Raw genomic sequence first — 20,408 nt, 5'->3', positions numbered from 1 at the left:
ACGAAACCGCGCCGAACCCCGCCCGGCGCGGCGCGCGGCGATAGCCCCACGACCTGTCCGGCGTGTCACGGGCGGCCCGATCATGGGTTAGAATTCCGTTTTGAATCAAGGATTCGGAAGATGCAGAGGCACCCTCGGATCGCACCGTTGAAGCCGACGCCGCGCGCAGCCAGCCCCGCGGCCGAACGGCATGCGCGCCGCGCGCGATCGTGCTGATGGTTCCGAGTGCCGCCAGGCCCTGTCGCCGGCCAGGAGGGGCGAGTCGCCCGCTCCGGCCCCATGAAGGACAGCCGCGCGCCTGGTAACAGAACAGATTTCCCCAAGATTGCGCCCACGCGCTTGCCGACGCCCGTGCACGGGGTATCGGCCCTCCGAGTCGTCCGAACATGAACGCACCACAAGTTTTCGATCCGCATGGCGCGGCCGCCGCCGTCGCCGCCGACCCCGCGCCCCGCTTGCGCGAGATTCCCTACAACTACACGTCCTTCTCGGATCGCGAGATCGTGATCCGCCTGCTCGGCGAGGAGGCGTGGGCGGTGCTCGACGAGCTGCGCGCCGAGCGCCGCACGGGCCGCTCGGCACGGATGCTGTATGAAGTGCTCGGCGACATCTGGGTCGTGCGTCGCAACCCGTACCTGCAGGACGACCTGCTCGACAACCCGAAGCGCCGCGCGCTGCTGATCGAGGCGCTGAACCACCGCCTGACCGAGATCGGCAAGCGCCGCAGCGCGGATCTCACCGAGCACCGCGACGACGCCGGCCGCGAACGCGCATCGCGCGTCGAGATGCTCGAGACGGCCGCGCAGCGCGCGGTCGACGAGTTCGCGGACGAATTCGACAAGATGGCCGAGCTGCGCCGCCGCGCGACCAAGGCGCTCGGCCGCTGCACGCAGAAGGACAACATCCGCTTCGACGGGCTGTCGCGCGTGTCGCACGTGACCGACGCGACCGACTGGCGCGTCGAATACCCGTTCGTCGTGCTGACCCCCGATACCGAAGCCGAGATCGCCGCGCTGGTCAAGGCGTGCTTCGAGCTCGGCCTGACGGTGATCCCGCGCGGCGGCGGCACCGGCTACACGGGCGGCGCGGTGCCGCTCACGCCGTTCTCCGCGGTGATCAACACCGAAAAGCTCGAACAGCTCGGCGCGGTCGAGCTGACCGAACTGCCGGGCGTCGCGCACAAGGTGCCGACGATCTTCTCCGGCGCGGGCGTCGTCACGCGCCGCGTGACGGAAGCGGCCGAAGCGGCCGGCTACGTGTTCGCGGTCGATCCGACCTCGCTCGACGCATCGTGCATCGGCGGCAACGTCGCGATGAACGCGGGCGGCAAGAAGGCCGTGCTGTGGGGCACCGCGCTCGACAACCTGGCGTGGTGGCGGATGGTCGACCCGGACGGCAACTGGCTCGAAGTCACGCGCCACGAGCACAACCAGGGCAAGATCCACGACATCGCGGTCGCGCGCTTCGAGCTGAAGTGGTTCGACGGCGCGTACGCGCCGGGCGAGAAGCTGCTGAAGACCGAGATGCTCGAGATCGAAGGCCGGCGCTTTCGCAAGGAAGGGCTCGGCAAGGACGTGACCGACAAGTTCCTCGCCGGCCTGCCGGGCGTGCAGAAGGAAGGCTGCGACGGGCTCATTACGTCCGCGCGCTGGGTGCTGCACAAGATGCCCGCGCACACGCGCACCGTCTGCCTCGAATTCTTCGGCCAGGCGCGCGAGGCGATTCCGAGCATCGTCGAGATCAAGGACTACCTGTTCGAGACGTCGAAGCAGGGCGGCGCGATCCTCGCGGGCCTCGAGCACCTCGACGAGCGCTACCTGCGCGCGGTCGGCTATGCGACCAAGAGCAAGCGCAACGCGTTCCCGAAGATGGTGCTGATCGGCGACATCGTCGGCGACGATGCCGATGCGGTCGCGCAGGCGACGTCCGAAGTGATCCGGATGGCGAACGGCAAGAGCGGCGAAGGCTTCGTCGCGGTCAGCGCGGAGGCGCGCAAGCGCTTCTGGCTCGATCGCAGCCGCACGGCCGCGATCGCGAAGCATACGAACGCGTTCAAGATCAACGAGGACGTCGTCATCCCGCTGAACCGGATGGGCGAGTACACCGACGGCATCGAGCGGATCAACATCGAGCTGTCGCTGAAGAACAAGCTGCAGCTCGTCGACGCGCTCGAGGCGTTCTTCCGCGGCGGCAACCTGCCGCTCGGCAAGACCGACGACGCGAACGAGATCCCGAGCGCGGAGCTGCTGGAAGACCGCGTGCAGCAGGCGCTCGAGCTGCTCAAGCGCGTGCGCGCGCGCTGGGAGTTCGTGCGCGACCGGCTCGACCAGCCGCTGCGCGAGGCGCAGCACTACCTGGTGCAGCTCGGCTACGAGGCGCTCGCGGAGAAATTCGCGGATCGCGCGGACGAACAGCCGGGTGCGACCGTGTTCCACGTCACGCAGGACCGCACGGTCCGCATCTCGTGGAAGCAGGAGATCCGCGCGGAACTCCGTGCGATCTTCAACGGCGGCGCGTTCAAGCCGATCCTCGACGAAGCGCAGGCGATCCACAAGCGCGTGCTGCGCGGCCGCGTGTTCGTCGCGCTGCACATGCACGCGGGCGACGGCAACGTCCACACGAACATCCCGGTCAACTCCGACAACTACGAGATGCTGCAGGACGCGCATGCGGCCGTCGCACGCATCATGACGCTCGCGCGCTCGCTCGACGGCGTGATTTCCGGCGAGCACGGCATCGGCATCACGAAGCTCGAGTTCCTGACCGACGACGAGATCGCCGAATTCCGTGCGTACAAGCAGCGCGTCGACCCGAACGGCCGCTTCAACAAGGGCAAGCTGCTCGACGGCGCCGATCTGCGCAACGCGTACACGCCCAGCTTCGGGCTGATGGGCTACGAGTCGCTGATCATGCAGCAGTCCGACATCGGTGCGATCGCCGATTCGGTGAAGGACTGCCTGCGCTGCGGCAAGTGCAAGCCGGTGTGCGCGACCCACGTGCCGCGCGCGAACCTGCTGTACAGCCCGCGCAACAAGATCCTCGCGACGTCGCTGCTGGTCGAGGCGTTCCTGTACGAGGAGCAGACGCGCCGCGGCGTGTCGATCAAGCACTGGGACGAGTTCAACGACGTGGCCGACCACTGCACGGTGTGCCACAAGTGCGCGACGCCGTGCCCGGTGAAGATCGACTTCGGCGACGTGACGATGAACATGCGCAACCTGTTGCGCAAGATGGGCAAGAAGAAGTTCAACGCCGGCAATGCGGCGGGCATGTTCTTCCTGAACGCGACCAATCCGCAGACGATCAACCTCGCGCGCGGCGTGATGATGGGCGTCGGCTACAAGGTGCAGCGCTTCGCGAACGACATGCTGAAGAAGGTCGTGACGAAGCAGACGCAGCACCCGCCGGCGACGACCGGCAAGCCGCCCGCGGTCGAGCAGGTGATCCACTTCGTGAACAAGAAGATGCCGGGCAACCTGCCGAAGAAGACGGCGCGCGCGCTGCTGGACATCGAGGACAACAAGATCGTGCCGATCATCCGCAACCCGAAGTCGACGACCGTCGATTCGGAAGCGGTGTTCTACTTCCCGGGCTGCGGCTCGGAGCGGCTGTTCTCGCAGGTCGGGCTGGCTACGCAGGCGATGCTGTGGGAAGCCGGCGTGCAGACGGTGCTGCCGCCGGGCTACCTGTGCTGCGGTTATCCGCAGCGCGGCTCGGGCCAGTACGACAAGGCCGAGAAGATCGTCACGGACAACCGCGTGCTGTTCCACCGGGTCGCGAACACGCTGAACTACCTGGACATCAAGACGGTGGTCGTGTCGTGCGGCACGTGCTACGACCAACTCGCCGGGTATGAATTCGACAAAATCTTCCCGGGCTGCCGGATCATCGACATCCACGAGTTCCTGCTGGAGAAGGGGATGAAGCTCGACGGCGTGACGGGCACGCGCTACATGTATCACGACCCGTGCCACACGCCGATCAAGACTATGGATCCGGTCAAGCTGGTCAACGAGCTGATGGGCTCGGAGAAGGACGGCTACAGGATCGAGAAGAACGACCGCTGCTGCGGCGAATCGGGCACGCTCGCGGTCACGCGGCCGGACGTGTCCACGCAGGTTCGCTTCCGCAAGGAAGAAGAGATCCGCAAGGGCGCCGCGAAGCTGCGCGCGATCCCGGTGGTGGCCGGCGACGCGCCGGCGGCCGCGGGCGCGAACGGGCCGGACGTGAAGATCCTGACGAGCTGCCCGTCGTGCCTGCAGGGCCTGTCGCGCTACAACGAGGACGCGAACCTCGAAGCCGACTACATCGTGGTCGAAATCGCCCGCCAGGTGCTCGGCGAGAACTGGATGGCCGACTATGTCGCACGGGCGAACCATGGCGGGATCGAGCGCGTGCTGGTCTAATGCGGGCATGACGACCGCCCGACCGGGCCGGAAATGAGCGGGCGCCGGCGCAGCCATGCCGGCGCCGGTCCACATGGGAGCGACGATGGAATGCGTGTTTTGCCGTGAAGACGGCGGCGAGGTGCTCTGGCAGGACGAGGCGCTGCGCGTCGTGCTCGCGACGGGCGAGCACGACTACCCGGGTTTCTGCCGGGTGATCTGGGGCGCGCACGTGGCCGAGTTCTCCGATCTCGGCGAGCCCGAGCGGGCACACCTGATGCGCGTGGTCTACGCGGTCGAGCGGGCCGTGCGCCGCGTGATGCAGCCGAACAAGGTGAATCTCGCGAGCCTCGGCAACATGGTGCCGCACGTGCACTGGCACGTGATTCCGCGCTTTTCCAACGATGCCCATTTCCCGCAGCCCGTGTGGGCGCCGCGCCAGCGCAGCGTGTCCGAGGCGCTGCTGCGCTCGCGCGCGGCGCAGGCCTCGCTGCTGCACAATGCGGTGCGCGAGGAAATTCAACGCATGACCGATTCGAGGCAGCCATGAGCGGTTTGACTTCCACGACGCCGATTCCGTCCGGCGTCGTCGTGCACGCGGTATCGCGCGTGCTCGAATTGCAGTACCCGAACGGCGAGAGTTACCGGATTCCGTTCGAGCTGATGCGCGTCTATTCGCCGTCGGCCGAGGTGCGCGGCCACGGGCCCGGCCAGGAGACGCTGCAGACCGGCAAGCGCGAGGTAACGATCACCGCGCTCGAGGGCGTGGGCAACTACGCGCTGCAGCCGACGTTCTCCGACGGCCATTCGACCGGCATCTACTCGTGGGACCTGCTGTACGAACTGGCGACGCGGCAGGACGCGCTGTGGCGCGACTATTTCGACAAACTGAAGGCGGCGGGCGTCGAGCGCGACGCGCCGATGCAGGCGGCCGGCGCGCCGCACGGCCACTGCCACTGAAATCGACGGCGCCCGCTCGGCGCCGTCTTGGCATTTACTGAGGATCAACGCGATGAGCAAAACCCACTTCGGCTTCGAAAGCGTCGAGGAAAACGAAAAAGCGAAGAAAGTGGCGGGCGTGTTTCATTCGGTCGCGAGCAACTACGATCTGATGAACGACCTGATGTCGGCGGGCATGCACCGCGCGTGGAAGGCGTTCACGATCGCGCAGGCGAACGTGCGCCCCGGCTTCAAGGTGCTCGACATCGCGGCCGGCACCGGCGACCTGACCAAGTCGTTCGCGAAGGCGGCCGGGCCGACGGGCGAGGTCTGGCATACCGACATCAACGAATCGATGCTGCGGGTGGGCCGCGACCGGCTGCTCGACAAGGGTATCGTGACGCCGTCGCTGCTGTGCGACGCCGAGAAAATTCCCTTTCCGGACAACTACTTCGACGTGGTCACCGTCGCGTTCGGGCTGCGCAACATGACGCACAAGGATGCCGCGCTGGCCGAGATGCGCCGCGTGACGAAGCCCGGCGGCCGCGTGATGGTGCTGGAATTCTCGAAAGTCTGGGATCCGCTGAAAAAAGCGTACGATCTGTATTCTTTCAAAGTATTACCGTGGCTTGGCGACAAGTTCGCGAAAGATGCTGAAAGTTATCGGTATCTTGCTGAATCTATCCGGATGCACCCCGATCAGGACACGCTGAAGACGATGATGGAACAAGCGGGCCTCGACGCCGTCAAATATTACAATTTGTCAGGTGGCGTGGTAGCTTTACACCTCGGAACCAAGTACTAAGGGGTTCTTTCCATACATTCGCCTTACATCTGGAGAAGCTGATGTCCGAATCGCGTTCGTTGTTCAACCGTAGCAAGCCGTCGAAGCCGTGGGCTCGACGGGTCGGCACGCTGCTGATGGTCGGCCTGCTCACGGCCGGCACGTTCGCATCGCTCGACGCCGAAGCCCGGCGCATGGGCGGCGGGCGCAGCATCGGCCGCCAGAATTCCACCGTCACGCAGCGCCAGGCCACGCCGCCCGCGCAGCAGCCGATGCAGCAGGCCGCGCCGTCGCAGGCGCAGCGCGCGAACCCGGCTGCGCCCGCGCCGGCCGCGCAGCCCAACCGCTCGCGCTGGCTCGGGCCGATCGCCGGTCTCGCGGCCGGCCTCGGCATCGCGGCGCTGCTGTCGCACTTCGGCCTCGGCGGCGCATTCGCGAGCATGATGGCGAACGTCATCGTGATCGCGTTGCTCGCGATGGTCGGCATCTGGCTGATCCGCAAGTTCATGAACCGCCGTCGCCCGCAGGAGCCGGCGTATTCGGTCGGCGGTGCCGCGTCGTCGTCCGGCGGCTACTCGCAAAGCCCGTCGTTCCAGCAGGGCAACACCGGCAGCAACTACGCAGGTAGCGGCAGCAGCTACGCGAACGAAGCGCAGGGCGTGTTCGGCGGCGGTGCGGCCGCCGCAGGCGCGGCCGCGGCGGCAGCGGCACCGCTGCAGGTGCCGGCCGGCTTCGACACCGAAGCGTTCCTGCGCAGCGCGAAAGTCTATTTCGTGCGCCTGCAGGCGGCATGGGACCAGGGCAACCTGGCCGACATCCGCGAGTTCACGACGCCCGAAATGTTCGCCGAGATCAAGATCGACCTCGATTCGCGCGGCAACGACGCGAACCAGACCGATGTCGTGCAGCTCGACGCGGAATTGGTCGCGATCGAGGATCGCGGCATCGAGCAGTCGGCGAGCGTGCGCTTCCACGGCCTGATCCGCGAATCGGCGAATACGTCGGCCGCGCCGTTCGACGAGGTGTGGAACCTGTCGAAGTCGGGCGGTCAGGGCTGGCTGCTCGCGGGTATCCAGCAGATCAACACGCACTGAGCGTGGCCGGCGGCCCGCGCCGCCGGTACCCGGGCGACGGCCGCCGCACTGCGACCGCTTGCCGCCCGGGTGTACGGTCAGGCACGGTCCGCCGCCGATCCGACGTTACAATAGAAACCCGCGTGGGCGCCCGGCCTGCGCGGGTTTTTTCTTTCCCAGCCCGATGACCTTTGCCGCCAAGCCTTTTGCTGCTGCCGTCAATCACCTGCTCGCGCGCGAATCATGGGCGCGCGATCGCCTGATTCCCTATGCGGGCAAGACTGCCCGGATCGACGTGTCTCCCGTCACGCTTACGCTGCTGGTGCAGCCCGACGGCTATCTGTCGGCCGTCGACGCGCACGATGCGCAACGGGTCGACGTGTCGATCGCGCTTGCCGGCGACACGGTCGCCGCGTTCCTGCAGGGCGGCCAGGCGGCCGTGATGAAGCACGTGAAGATCGAAGGCGACGCGGAATTCGCGACGCAGATCGCGAAGCTGGCCGAGCACCTGCGCTGGGAACCGGAAGAAGATCTCGCGAAGCTGGTCGGCGACGCGGCGGCGCACCGGATCGCGACGGTCGTGCGCGACGCCGGCGCGCGCGCACGCCGCACCGGCCGCAACGTGCTCGATTCCGTCGCCGAATACTGGCTCGACGAGAACCCGCAAGTCGTCCGGCGCACGTCGCTCGGCGGTTTCGACGCCGAACTGGCGCGCGCGCGCGATGCGCTCGCGCGGGTCGAAAAGCGGGTCGAGCGACTCGAACAAAAAATCGGCGCGCGCACGGGTTCCGGCCCGCGCGGCGCGCACTGAGGGCCGCAGGGCATGCGCATTTTCCGTTTCATCAAGATCGTCTACACCGTCATCCGCTTTGGTCTCGACGAAGTGATGCTGTCCCGGATCGACGACCGGCGCGTGAAGCTGCTGTTGCGGATCACGACGATCGGCCGCCGCTACTCCGATCCGCCCGCCGTGCGGTTGCGCCACGCGCTCGAAAGCCTCGGCCCGATCTTCGTGAAGTTCGGCCAGGTGCTGTCCACGCGCCGCGACCTGCTGTCGGTCGATTTCGCGAACGAGCTCGCGAAGCTGCAGGACCAGGTGCCGCCGTTCGATTCGGCGGTCGCGATCGCGATCATCGAGAAGTCGCTCGGTGCGCCGGTCGACGAGCTGTTCGACGAATTCGAGCGCGAGCCGATCGCGAGCGCATCGATCGCGCAGGTGCATTTCGCGAAGCTGAAGCAGGGCGCGCATGCGGGCAAGGCCGTCGCCGTCAAGGTGCTGCGCCCGAACATGTTGCCGGTGATCGATTCCGACCTCGCGCTGATGCGCGACATCGCGACGTGGACCGAGCGCATGTGGGCCGACGGCCGGCGCCTGAAGCCGCGCGAGGTCGTCGCCGAATTCGACAAATACCTGCACGACGAGCTCGACCTGATGCGCGAGGCCGCCAACGGCAGCCAGCTGCGCCGCAACTTCGCGGGCCTCGACCTGCTGCTCGTGCCCGAGATGTTCTGGGATTTCTCGACGTCGCAGGTGCTCGTGATGGAGCGCATGACGGGCGTGCCGATCAGCCAGGTCGAGACGCTGCGCTCGGCCGGCGTCGACATCAAGAAGCTCGCGCGCGAAGGCGTCGAGATCTTCTTCACACAGGTGTTCCGCGACGGCTTTTTCCACGCGGACATGCACCCCGGCAACATCCAGGTGAGCCTCGATCCGAATACGTTCGGCCGCTATATCGCGCTCGATTTCGGGATCGTCGGCGCGCTGTCCGATTTCGACAAGAATTACCTCGCGCAGAACTTCCTCGCGTTCTTCAAGCGCGACTACCATCGCGTCGCGACGCTCCACCTCGAATCGGGGTGGGTGCCGCCCGAGACGCGCGTCGAGGAGCTCGAAAGTGCGATCCGCGCGGTGTGCGAGCCGTATTTCGACCGCGCGCTGAAGGACATCTCGCTCGGCCAGGTGCTGATGCGGCTGTTCTCGACGTCGCGCCGCTTCAACGTCGAGATCCAGCCGCAGCTCGTCCTGCTGCAGAAGACGATGCTGAACGTCGAAGGGCTCGGCCGCTCGCTCGACCCCGAGCTCGACCTGTGGAAGACCGCGAAGCCGTATCTCGAGCGCTGGATGACCGAGCAGATCGGCCTGCGCGGCTGGTACGAGCGGTTCAAGGTCGAGGCGCCGCAGTGGAGCAAGACGCTGCCGCAACTGCCGCGCCTGATCCACCATGCGATGGCCGCCCGCCACGACGCGCCGCGCGCCGCGAGCGAGGAGTTGATGCGTCAGATTCTCGTCGAGCAGAAGCGGACGAACCGGCTGCTGCAGGCGTTGCTGGTCTTCGGCCTGGCCGTCGGCGTCGGCGCGCTCGTCGCGCGCGTGCTGCTCGCGCTCGCGTACGGCGCTTGATCGAAAGGAGCACGGCGATGTCCGATCCGAAGCGACCGGCCGCACCGTCGGCCGCCGATTTCGCGACGCGCGACCCGGGCAGCGCGTCGTTCTGGGACGAGCGCTTCGAACGCGGCGTGACGCCGTGGGAGTTCGGCGGCGTGCCGGACGGGTTTCGCGTGTTCGCGCATCGGCTCGAGCCGTGCGCGGTGCTGATTCCCGGCTGCGGCAGCGCGCAGGAGGCCGGATGGCTCGCGCAGGCCGGCTGGCCGGTGCGTGCGATCGATTTCGCCGCGCAGGCGGTCGCTGCTGCGAAGGCGCAGCTCGGCGCGCATGCGGGCGTCGTCGAGCAGGCCGATTTCTTTCAGTACCGTCCGCCGTTCGACGTGCAGTGGGTGTACGAGCGGGCGTTCCTGTGCGCATTGCCGCCGAGCCAGCGCGCCGGCTATGCGGCGCGGATGGCCGAGCTGCTGCCCGCGGACGGATTGCTGGCCGGCTATTTCTTCCTGGTGGCGAAACCGAAGGGGCCGCCGTTCGGGATCGAGCGGGCGGAACTCGACGCGTTGCTCGCGCCGCACTTCGAGCTGGTCGAGGATTTGCCGGTGACCGATTCGCTGGCCGTGTTCGACGGGCATGAGCGCTGGCTCACGTGGCGTCGCCGCTGATGCACGGGCGCCGCGACCATTGCCGGAGCGCGCCGGGGTTTCGGCTATAATTCAAGGTTTTGCAAGCCGTTTCCAGTTTCTGCGGGAAAAATATCATGCCGATCTACGCCTATCGATGCGAAGCGTGCGGTTTCGCGAAGGACGTGCTCCAGAAGATGAGCGACGCGCCGCTGTCGCAATGCCCTGAATGCGGGAAGGATGCTTTCCGCAAACAGGTGACCGCCGCCGGTTTCCAGCTGAAGGGTTCGGGGTGGTATGTCACCGATTTCCGCGGCGGCTCGGGCGGCGCCAGCGCACCGGCGACGGCGTCGGGCGACGCGGCGCCGGCAGCACCCGCGGCGCAAGCCGCACCCGCCGCGGCCGCGCCGGCTGCGGCGAGCGGCTCGGGCAGCACCACGACGACGAGCGCCGCGCCGGCTCCGGCCGCGACGCCCGCCGCCGGCAGTTGACCGTCGCGGCCCGGCCGGGCCGCGACCAACCCGCGCTTCCGGCGCGGTTCATTGACGGCAGATGATGAAAAAGACGACCCTGAAAACGGTGTTCCTGACCGGCCTGCTGGTTCTCGTCCCGCTCGCGATCACGCTGTGGGTGCTCGGCCTCATCATCGGCACGATGGACCAGACGCTGCTCCTGCTGCCCGAATCGTGGCAGCCCGAGCGGATGCTCGGCTTCCATCTGCCGGGAATCGGCGCGGTGCTGACGCTCGCGTTCATCTTCGTGGTCGGGCTGGCCACGCAGAACTTCATCGGCCAGAAGCTCGTCACGTGGTGGAACGCGGTCGTGCGTCACATCCCGGTCGTCGGGCCGATCTACACGAGCGTCAAGCAGGTATCGGACACGCTGCTGTCGAGCAGCGGCAATGCGTTCCGCAAGGCGCTGCTGATCGAATACCCGCGCCGCGGCTCGTATACGATCGCGTTTCTGACCGGCACGCCCGGCGGCGACGTGGTCAACCATCTGACGGAAGAGTACGTGAGCGTGTACGTGCCCACGACGCCGAACCCGACGTCGGGCTTCTTCCTGATGCTGCCGAAGAGCGAAGTCATCGAACTCGACATGTCGGTCGATGCCGCGCTCAAGTACATCGTCTCGATGGGCGTCGTGGCGCCTTCGGCGCCGGTTCCGGCGCCCGCCCGCCGTCCCGTCGAGCCGCCGCTGTAAGTAAAGAATCATCGCCCGGGCCGCGCGTTGCGGCGCCCGTTGATCAAACCGAACGAAAGCAAACATCATGTCGATGCGTACTGAATACTGCGGTCTCGTGACCGAACACCTGCTGGGCCAAACCGTGTCGCTGTGCGGCTGGGTGCAGCGCCGCCGCGATCACGGCGGTGTGATCTTCATCGACCTGCGCGATCGTGAAGGCCTCGTGCAGGTGGTGTGCGATCCGGATCGCGCCGAGATGTTCGCGACCGCCGAAGGCGTGCGCAACGAGTTCTGCGTGCAGATCAAGGGTCTCGTGCGCAATCGTCCGGAGGGCACGGTCAACGCCGGCCTGAAGAGCGGGAAGATCGAAGTGCTGTGCCACGAACTGAACGTGCTGAACGCGTCGGTCACGCCGCCGTTCCAGCTCGACGACGACAACCTGTCCGAAACGACGCGTCTCACGCATCGCGTGCTCGACCTGCGCCGCCCGCAGATGCAGCACAACCTGCGCCTGCGCTACCGCGTCGCGATCGAGGCGCGCAAGTACCTCGACGAGCAGGGCTTCATCGACATCGAAACGCCGATGCTGACGAAGAGCACGCCGGAAGGCGCGCGCGACTATCTCGTGCCGTCGCGCGTGAACGCGGGCCAGTTCTTCGCGCTGCCGCAGTCGCCGCAGCTGTTCAAGCAGTTGCTGATGGTCGCGAACTTCGACCGTTACTACCAGATCACCAAGTGCTTCCGCGACGAGGACCTCCGCGCCGACCGTCAGCCGGAATTCACGCAGATCGACTGCGAGACGTCGTTCCTCGGCGAGCAGGAAATCCGCGATCTGTTCGAAGACATGATCCGTCACATCTTCAAGACGACGATCGACGTCGAACTCGACGCGAAATTCCCGGTGATGCCGTACTCGGAAGCGATGGCGCGTTTCGGTTCGGACAAGCCGGACCTGCGCGTGCAGCTCGAATTCACCGAGCTGACCGACGCGATGAAGGACGTCGACTTCAAGGTGTTCAGCACGCCGGCCAACGCGAAGGACGGCCGGGTCGCGGCGCTGCGCGTGCCGAAGGGCGGCGAGCTGTCGCGCGGCGACATCGACGGCTACACGGAATTCGTGCGCATCTACGGCGCGAAGGGCCTCGCATGGATCAAGGTCAACGAGAAGGCGAAGGGCCGCGACGGCCTGCAGAGCCCGATCGTCAAGAACCTGCACGACGCGTCGATCGCGGCGATCCTCGAGCGCACCGGCGCCGAAGACGGCGACATCATCTTCTTCGCGGCCGACCGCGCGAAGGTCGTCAACGACAGCCTCGGCGCACTGCGCCTGAAGATCGGTCATTCGGAATTCGGCAAGGCGAACGGTCTCGTCCAGGCCGGCTGGAAGCCGCTGTGGGTCGTGGACTTCCCGATGTTCGAGTACGACGACGAAGACGCGCGCTACGTCGCCGCGCACCATCCGTTCACGAGCCCGAAGGACGAGCACCTCGAGTACCTTGAGACCGACCCGGGCCGCTGCCTCGCGAAGGCGTACGACATGGTGCTGAACGGCTGGGAAATCGGCGGCGGCTCGGTGCGTATCCATCGCGAGGAAGTGCAGAGCAAGGTGTTCCGCGCGCTGAAGATCGGCGCCGAGGAAGCGCAGGCGAAGTTCGGTTTCCTGCTGGACGCGCTGCAGTACGGCGCGCCGCCGCACGGCGGTATCGCATTCGGTCTCGACCGCATCGTCACGATGATGGCCGGCGCCGATTCGATCCGCGACGTGATTGCGTTCCCGAAGACGCAGCGTGCGCAGGATCTGCTCACGCAGGCGCCGAGCCCGGTCGACGAGCGTCAACTGCGCGAACTGCACATCCGTCTGCGTCAGCCGGAGCAGCCGAAGGCGTAACGCGCTCCTCGCAGGTCGTGTGTGCGGTGACGCCCACACGACACCCATGAAAAAGGCGCAGCGATGCGCCTTTTTCATTTTTTGCGGTACAGTCGCAGCACTTGCCGCACGTTCGGAGCACGGGCCCATGCACGGCCCCGTGCCGCATGAAACAAAGATGACGAAGCCGCCGAAAATCCCCGAATCCGTTCTCGTCGTGATCTACACGCCCGACCTCGATGTGCTCGTGATCAAGCGTGCCGACCAGCCCGATTTCTGGCAATCGGTCACCGGCTCGAAGGACGCGCTCGACGAGCCGCTCGCGCTCACCGCCGCGCGCGAAGTGGCGGAGGAGACCGGCATCGCGATCGGCACGCCGGACGTGCCGGCCACCGCGCTCGTCGACTGGCATCACCGGATCGAATACACGATCTATCCGCAATACCTGCACCGCTATGCGCCGGGCGTCACGCGCAACGTCGAGCACTGGTTCGGCCTGTGCGTGCCGCATCGCGTCGACGTGACGCTGTCGCCGCGCGAGCATGTCGATCATGCGTGGCTGCCGTTCCGCGAAGCGGCCGCGCGTTGCTTCTCGCCGTCGAACGCCGAAGCGATCCTGCAATTGCCCGCGCGCGTGGCGCTCGCGCGCGCGCCGCACGGCTCGTCCGCATGAATGCGGAGACCCGCAAGCGCTTCGCGCAATTGCGGCAGATGTTTCTGCAGGAGCGCGGCTCCGCGTCGCGGCTCGCGTTTACGGCCGGCAATACGGTGCGGCTGTGCGAAACTGGCGGCGCATTCTTCCGGGCGCTCATCGAACGGATCGACGCCGCCCGCGAGCAGGTGATGCTCGAAACCTACATCTTCTGCGACGACGAGGCCGGTCGCCCGGTGTCGGACGCGCTGATTCGCGCGGCGCAGCGCGGCGTGCGCGTGCGCGTGATCACCGACGGCATCGGCACCGCGCGCCTGCCGCTGTTCGACACGTGGGCCGAGTCCGGCGTCGAGCACTGCATCTACAACCGCTACCTGTTCGGCCGCTTCGGCTTCTCGCGCACGCACCGCAAGCTCGCGGTGATCGATCATGCGGTCGCGTTCTGCGGCGGCATCAACATCGTCGACGACTACACGCAGGGCAGCGCGACGCTGCCGTTCCCGCGCTGGGATTTCGCGGTCGAGATGGCCGGGCCCGCGGTGTCCGACGTGCGCGCCGCATTCGAGCTGCAGTGGCACCGGATCCAGTTCGGCCACAAGCCGTATGCGCAGTACGCGGCCGGGCTGCACGGCGGCGAAGCGTTCCCGGACATGTTCCGGCGCTGGATGCGCAGCCACCGGTGGATCAAGGCCGGCGCGCTGCGGGTCGTGACCGAGCCGAGCGTCGCGTTCGTCGCGCGCGACAACGTCGTGAATCGCCGCGCGATCGAGAAGGCCTATCTCGCGGCGATCGGCCAGGCCCGCCAGCGGATCCTGCTCGCGAATCCGTATTTCATGCCGGGCCGCAAGCTGCGCCGCGCGCTGACGGGCGCGGCGCGACGCGGCGTCGACGTGCAGGTGCTGATCGGCCGCAAGGAGTTCGCGGCGCTCGATACGGCCGTGCCGTTCCTCTATCACACGCTGCTGCGCGCGGGCGTGCGCGTCGCCGAATACGACAAGACGATCCTGCACGGCAAGGTCGCCGTGATCGACGACAACTGGGCGACGGTCGGCTCGTCGAATCTGGACGCGCTGAGTCTGATGCTGAACAATGAAGCGAACGTCGTGCTGGTGCGCTACGATGCAGTGACGAACCAGTTGCGCGACGCGATCGCCGCTGCGTTCGCCGAAGGCCGCGAGATCGACGCCGCGCGCTACGCCGCGCGCCCGCGCGTCGAGCGGCTGCTGAACTGGCTCGCGTACACCGCGTATCGTGTCGTGATGAAGGCGCTGACGGTCGGCGGTTACGACTGACGCAGACTAAGCATTCGCTTCAAAAAATCTGTCCGCACGTTCGTGCGGAAAAGCCGCTCCGGTCCCGCCGGAATCGCGCAAAATAGCGGCTCGGTTAGACACCGGTTTCTAATAATTTCCTTGTTTCGCGAGCGGCCGCACTCAATAATAGTACGGCCGTTCGATTTTATTCGAACCCCCGAACGGTTACAGAAAAAGCTATGCGAAAAGGCGAACAGACGCGTGCCGCGATACTCGAAGCTGCTTTGGATCTCGCCAGCCGTGACGGGCTGGAGGGGCTGACGATCGGCCTGCTGGCCGAGCGCATGCAGATGAGCAAGAGCGGCGTGTTCGCGCACTTCGGTTCGCGCGAAGACCTGCAGGTCGAGGTCGTCCGCGAGTATCACCATCGTTTCGAAAACGAGGTGTTCTTTCCGAGCCTGCGCGAGTCGCGCGGTCTGCCGCGTCTTCGGGCGATGCTGGCGCGCTGGATCGAGAAGCGCATCCAGGAGGTGACGACCGGGTGCATCTACATCAGCGGCGCAGTGGAGTACGACGACCGGCCGGACAGCCCCGTGCGCGAGCAGTTGATCGCGAGCGTGACCGCCTGGCGTGCCGCGTTGCTGCGCGCCATTTCGCAGGCGATGGAAGAAGGGCATCTGCGCACGGACACGGATCCGGAACTGATGCTCTTCGAGTTGTACAGCTTCACGCTCGGCCTGCATCACGACGCACGCTTCCTGCATTCGCCGGACGCGGTGCGCCTCACGTGGGCCGCGCTGGAAAAGACGATCGTTTCGTATCAGAGCGAGAGCCGTTAGCGGCGCGTGATCCGCCCGCCAGGAGCTCGAGCCGTTTTGCCCACCTTTGGAGAGAGTCATGGGACAGTACGCCGCGCCGCTGCGCGACATGCAATTCGTGTTGCACGAGCTTCTGAACGTCGAAGCCGAAGTCAAGCAAATGCCCAGGCATGCGGACCTCGACGCCGACACGATCAACCAGGTCCTCGAGGAAGCGGGCAAGTTCTGCTCCGAGGTGCTGTTCCCGCTGAACCAGGTCGGCGACCGCGAAGGCTGCACGTATGAAGGCGACGGCGTCGTGAAGACCCCGACCGGCTTCAAGGAAGCGTATCGGCAGTACGTCGAGGCCGGCTGGCCGGCGCTCGGCTGCGATCCGGACTACGGCGGCCAGGGCCTGCCCGCGTTCGTGAACAACGCGCTCTACGAAATGCTGAACTCGGCGAACCAGGCATGGACGATGTATCCGGGCCTGTCGCACGGCGCGTACGAATGCCTGCACGCGCACGGCGCGCCGGAACTCCAGCAGCAATACCTGCCGAAGCTCGTGTCGGGCGAATGGACGGGCACGATGTGCCTGACCGAGCCGCACTGCGGCACCGACCTCGGCATCCTGCGCACCAAGGCCGAACCGAACGGCGACGGCTCGTACTCGATCAGCGGCACGAAGATCTTCATCTCGAGCGGCGAGCACGACATGTCGAAGAACATCGTCCACCTCGTGCTCGCGCGCCTGCCGGACGCGCCGCAAGGCACGAAGGGAATCTCGCTGTTCATCGTGCCGAAGTTCATTCCGGACGCTTCGGGCGAACCGGGCGAACGCAACGGCATCAAGTGCGGCTCGATCGAGCACAAGATGGGCATCCACGGCAACTCGACGTGCGTGATGAACCTCGACGGCGCGAAGGGCTGGATGGTCGGCGAGCCGAACAAGGGCTTGAACGCGATGTTCGTGATGATGAATGCCGCGCGCCTCGGCGTCGGCATGCAGGGCCTCGGCCTCACGGAAGTCGCGTACCAGAACTCGCTGGCGTATGCAAAGGAACGCCTGCAGATGCGCTCGCTGACGGGCCCGAAGGCGCCGGACAAACCAGCCGACCCGATCATCGTGCATCCGGACGTGCGCCGCATGCTGCTCACGCAGAAGGCCTACGCGGAAGGCGCGCGCGCGTTCACGTACTGGTCGGCGCTGCAGATCGACAAGGAGCTGTCGCACGCCGACGAAGCCGTGCGCAAGGAAGCGGCCGACCTCGTCGCGCTGCTCACGCCGATCATCAAGGCGTTCCTGACCGACAACGCGTTCGAGTCGACCAACCACGCGATGCAGATCTACGGCGGCCACGGCTTCATCTCCGAGTGGGGCATGGAGCAGTACGTGCGCGACGCGCGGATCAACATGATCTACGAAGGCACGAACTCGATCCAGTCGCTCGACCTGCTGGGCCGCAAGGTGCTCGGCGACATGGGCGCGAAGCTGAAGAAGTTCGGCAAGCTCGTGACGGAATTCGCGGAAGCCGAAGGCGTGAAGCCGGAGATGGCCGAGTTCATCAACCCGCTCGCCGACATCGGCGACAAGGTGCAGAAGCTGACGATGGAAATCGGCATGAAGGCGATGCAGAACCCCGACGAAGTCGGTGCTGCGGCCGTGCCGTACCTGCGTACCGTCGGCCACCTGGTGTTCTCGTACTTCTGGGCGCGCATGGCGCGTCTCGCGCTCGACAAGGAAGCGTCGGGCGACCCGTTCTACAAGTCGAAGCTCGCGACGGCCCGCTTCTACTTCGCGCGCCTGCTGCCCGAGACGGCCGCGACGATCCGCGCCGCGCGCGCGGGTTCGAAGACGCTGATGGAAGTCGACGAATCGCTGTTCTGACGCGAGTCCGGGCGGGGCGCGCCGCGCGCCGCCCGAACGCAACGGTTCCTGGTACTCACTTCGCCGTGCAGCTCTCACATTCTGCGCTGCACGACACTATCCGGAGACATCCCGTGAGCAATTTCCTGATTCGCAAGGTCGCCGTGCTGGGCGCCGGCGTGATGGGCGCGCAGATCGCCGCGCACCTCGTCAACGCGCGCGTGCCGGTGCTGCTGTTCGACCTGCCGGCCAAGGAAGGCCCGAAAAACGCGATCGCGCTGAAGGCGATCGAGAACCTGAAGAAGCTGTCGCCCGCGCCGTTCGGCGTGAAGGACGATGCGAAGTACCTCGAAGCGGCCAACTACGAAGACGACATCGCGAAGCTGGCCGAATGCGACGTCGTGATCGAGGCGATCGCCGAGCGGATGGACTGGAAGCACGACCTGTACAAGAAGGTCGCGCCGCACATCGCTCCGAACGCGATCTTCGCGACCAACACGTCGGGCCTGTCGATCACGAAGTTGTCCGAAGGTTTCTCGGACGAGCTGAAGTCGCGCTTCTGCGGCGTGCACTTCTTCAATCCGCCGCGCTACATGCACCTCGTCGAGCTGATTCCGACCGCGCACACGCGTCCGGAGATCCTCGACCAGCTCGAAACCTTCCTGACGAGCGTCGTCGGCAAGGGCGTCGTGCGCGCGAAGGACACGCCGAACTTCATCGCGAACCGCGTCGGCATCTTCTCGATCCTCGCGGTGATCACCGAAGCCGCGAAATTCGGCCTGCGCTTCGACGAAGTCGACGATCTGACGGGCAGCCGCCTCGGCCGCGCGAAGTCGGCGACGTTCCGCACCGCGGACGTGGTCGGCCTCGACACGATGGCGCACGTGATCAAGACGATGCAGGACAACCTCGCCGACGATCCGTTCTTCCCGGTCTACCAGACGCCCGCCGTGCTCGCCGAGCTGGTGAAGCAGGGCGCGCTCGGCCAGAAGACGGGCGGCGGCTTCTACAAGAAGGAAGGCAAGGCGATCAAGGTGCTCGACGCGAAGACGGGCACCTACGTCGATTCGGGCGCGAAGGCGGACGAAACGGTCGGCCGCATCCTGAAGCGTCCGCCGGCGGAGCGCCTGAAGCTGCTGCGCGAGACGAATCATCCGCATGCGCAATTCCTGTGGTCGATCTTCCGCGACGTGTTCCACTACATCGGCGTGCATCTCGAGTCGATCGCCGACAACGCGCGCGACGTCGACCTCGCGATCCGCTGGGGCTTCGGCTGGAACGAAGGCCCGTTCGAAGGCTGGCAGGCCGCCGGCTGGAAGCAGGTCGCCGAATGGGTGCAGGAAGACATCGCGGCCGGCAAGGCGCTCGCGAACGTGCCGCTGCCGTCGTGGGTGCTCGAAGGCCCGGTCGCCGAGAAGGGCGGCGTGCACACGGCCGAAGGCTCGTGGGCGCCGGCGTCGAAGCGCTTCGTGCCGCGTTCGGACCTCGCGGTCTACGACAAGCAGGTGTTCCGTGCGCCGCTGCTCGGCGAAACCGGCCCGTCAGCGGGAGCCGACCCGAAGACGTACGGCAAGACGCTGTTCGAAACCGACGCGGTGCGTGCATGGGTCGACGACCGTGCGGGTGAGGACGACGTCGTGATCGTGTCGTTCAAGTCGAAGATGAACACGATCGGGCCGAGCGTGATCGACGGCCTCGTGCAGGCGATCGAACTCGCGGAGAAGGACTACAAGGGCGTGGTGATCTGGCAGCCGACGTCGCTGAAGCTCGGCACGCCGGGCGGCCCGTTCTCGGCCGGCGCGAACCTCGAGGAGGCGATGCCTGCGTTCATGATGGGCGGCGCGAAGGGCATCGAGCCGTTCGTGAAGAAGTTCCAGGAAGGCATGCTGCGCGTGAAGTACGCGAACGTGCCGGTGGTGGCGGCCGTGTCGGGCATCGCGCTCGGCGGCGGGTGCGAGCTGATGCTGCACAGCGCGAAGCGCGTCGTGCACGTCGAGAGCTACATCGGTCTCGTCGAAGTGGGCGTCGGCCTCGTGCCGGCGGGCGGCGGCCTGAAGGAAGCGGCGCTGCGCGCGGCGGAAGCGGCGACGGCCGCGAATGCGACCACCGACATCCTGAAGTTCGTCACGAAGTCGTTCGAGAACGCGGCGATGGCGAAGGTGTCGTCGTCCGCGCACGACGCACGTGCGATGGGCTACGTGAAGCCGTCCGACACGATCGTCTTCAACGTGTTCGAACTGCTCGACACCGCGAAGAAGGAAGCGCGTGCGCTGGCCGACACCGGCTACCGCGCGCCGCTGCGCGCGAAGGACGTGCCGGTCGCGGGCCGCTCGGCGATCGCGACGATCAAGGCGCAGCTCGTCAACATGCGCGACGGCCGCTTCATCAGCGACCACGACTTCCTGATCGCGAGCCGCATCGCCGAAGCCGTGTGCGGCGGCGACGTCGAAGCCGGCAGCCTCGTCGACGAAGAGTGGCTGCTCGCGCTCGAGCGCCGCGCGTTCGTCGAGCTGCTCGGCACGCAGAAGACGCAGGAACGGATCATGGGCATGTTGCAGACCGGCAAGCCGGTGCGTAACTGAGCGAGCGGACAGAGCGGACAA

The 20,408-nt window shown here is 66.5% G+C and carries 16 protein-coding genes; all 16 read left to right on the top strand.

The features are described 5' to 3' along the window. Positions 1–386 precede the first annotated feature (386 nt). The 16 genes from WS54_RS27285 (at position 387) to WS54_RS27210 (ending at position 20,387) form a co-directional block, all read left to right on the top strand. The gene (locus tag WS54_RS27285; protein ID WP_059780509.1) at positions 387–4,406 is read left to right on the top strand and encodes a DUF3683 domain-containing protein; all 4,020 of its coding nucleotides are present in this window, start codon (positions 387–389) and stop codon (positions 4,404–4,406) included. An 85-nt stretch (positions 4,407–4,491) separates the two neighbouring features. Further along, positions 4,492–4,935, top strand: coding sequence for an HIT family protein (locus WS54_RS27280; protein WP_034208761.1), 444 nt, complete (start codon positions 4,492–4,494; stop codon positions 4,933–4,935). Continuing rightward, positions 4,932–5,345: a gamma-butyrobetaine hydroxylase-like domain-containing protein gene (locus WS54_RS27275; RefSeq protein WP_034208367.1), complete on the top strand. Its 414-nt coding sequence runs from the start codon at positions 4,932–4,934 to the stop codon at positions 5,343–5,345. The genes WS54_RS27280 and WS54_RS27275 overlap by 4 nt, the downstream gene beginning before the upstream one ends. Before the next feature lie 52 nt (positions 5,346–5,397). Continuing rightward, a complete protein-coding gene (gene ubiE / locus WS54_RS27270; protein WP_011546189.1) occupies positions 5,398–6,129 on the top strand; it encodes a bifunctional demethylmenaquinone methyltransferase/2-methoxy-6-polyprenyl-1,4-benzoquinol methylase UbiE in 732 nt (243 codons plus the stop codon). Between the two features lie 41 nt (positions 6,130–6,170). Next, positions 6,171–7,202, top strand: coding sequence for a Tim44 domain-containing protein (locus tag WS54_RS27265; RefSeq protein WP_034208366.1), 1,032 nt, complete (start codon positions 6,171–6,173; stop codon positions 7,200–7,202). Between the two features lie 163 nt (positions 7,203–7,365). Next, entirely contained in the window at positions 7,366–7,992 is a 627-nt protein-coding gene (locus WS54_RS27260) for a ubiquinone biosynthesis accessory factor UbiJ (protein WP_059780510.1), read from the top strand. Between the two features lie 12 nt (positions 7,993–8,004). Next, positions 8,005–9,582 (top strand): ubiquinone biosynthesis regulatory protein kinase UbiB, encoded by a 1,578-nt coding sequence (ubiB, locus tag WS54_RS27255; RefSeq protein WP_034208364.1) that lies wholly within the window; start codon positions 8,005–8,007, stop codon positions 9,580–9,582. A gap of 17 nt (positions 9,583–9,599) precedes the next feature. After that, the gene (locus WS54_RS27250) at positions 9,600–10,226 is read left to right on the top strand and encodes an SAM-dependent methyltransferase (protein WP_059780511.1); all 627 of its coding nucleotides are present in this window, start codon (positions 9,600–9,602) and stop codon (positions 10,224–10,226) included. Positions 10,227–10,321: 95 nt separating this feature from the next. Beyond that, positions 10,322–10,675 carry an FmdB family zinc ribbon protein gene (locus WS54_RS27245; protein ID WP_059780512.1) on the top strand — a complete coding sequence of 118 codons (354 nt, stop codon included), beginning with the start codon at positions 10,322–10,324 and terminating at the stop codon, positions 10,673–10,675. A 61-nt stretch (positions 10,676–10,736) separates the two neighbouring features. Beyond that, positions 10,737–11,387, top strand: coding sequence for a DUF502 domain-containing protein (locus WS54_RS27240; protein WP_012329208.1), 651 nt, complete (start codon positions 10,737–10,739; stop codon positions 11,385–11,387). A 67-nt stretch (positions 11,388–11,454) separates the two neighbouring features. Beyond that, the gene (gene aspS, locus WS54_RS27235; RefSeq protein ID WP_006485737.1) at positions 11,455–13,257 is read left to right on the top strand and encodes an aspartate--tRNA ligase; all 1,803 of its coding nucleotides are present in this window, start codon (positions 11,455–11,457) and stop codon (positions 13,255–13,257) included. 157 nt (positions 13,258–13,414) lie between these two features. After that, positions 13,415–13,909 carry a dihydroneopterin triphosphate diphosphatase gene (gene nudB / locus WS54_RS27230; protein ID WP_034208361.1) on the top strand — a complete coding sequence of 165 codons (495 nt, stop codon included), beginning with the start codon at positions 13,415–13,417 and terminating at the stop codon, positions 13,907–13,909. Then, complete coding sequence (clsB, locus tag WS54_RS27225; RefSeq protein ID WP_034208360.1) at positions 13,906–15,180, top strand: cardiolipin synthase ClsB; 1,275 nt, start codon at positions 13,906–13,908, stop codon at positions 15,178–15,180. Before nudB ends, clsB begins: the two co-directional genes overlap by 4 nt. Positions 15,181–15,380: 200 nt before the next feature. Further along, positions 15,381–15,980 carry a TetR/AcrR family transcriptional regulator gene (locus WS54_RS27220; RefSeq protein WP_006485742.1) on the top strand — a complete coding sequence of 200 codons (600 nt, stop codon included), beginning with the start codon at positions 15,381–15,383 and terminating at the stop codon, positions 15,978–15,980. A 58-nt stretch (positions 15,981–16,038) separates the two neighbouring features. Further along, positions 16,039–17,826, top strand: coding sequence for an acyl-CoA dehydrogenase C-terminal domain-containing protein (locus WS54_RS27215; RefSeq protein WP_059780513.1), 1,788 nt, complete (start codon positions 16,039–16,041; stop codon positions 17,824–17,826). Between the two features lie 113 nt (positions 17,827–17,939). Next, complete coding sequence (locus WS54_RS27210) at positions 17,940–20,387, top strand: 3-hydroxyacyl-CoA dehydrogenase/enoyl-CoA hydratase family protein (RefSeq protein WP_059780514.1); 2,448 nt, start codon at positions 17,940–17,942, stop codon at positions 20,385–20,387. The last annotated feature ends 21 nt before the right edge of the window (positions 20,388–20,408 follow it).

This window comes from Burkholderia sp. NRF60-BP8, assembly GCF_001522585.2.
GTDB lineage: Bacteria > Pseudomonadota > Gammaproteobacteria > Burkholderiales > Burkholderiaceae > Burkholderia.
The sequence above is the reverse complement of the archived record's forward strand: the minus strand, read 5'-3'. Positions and strand labels throughout refer to the sequence as shown.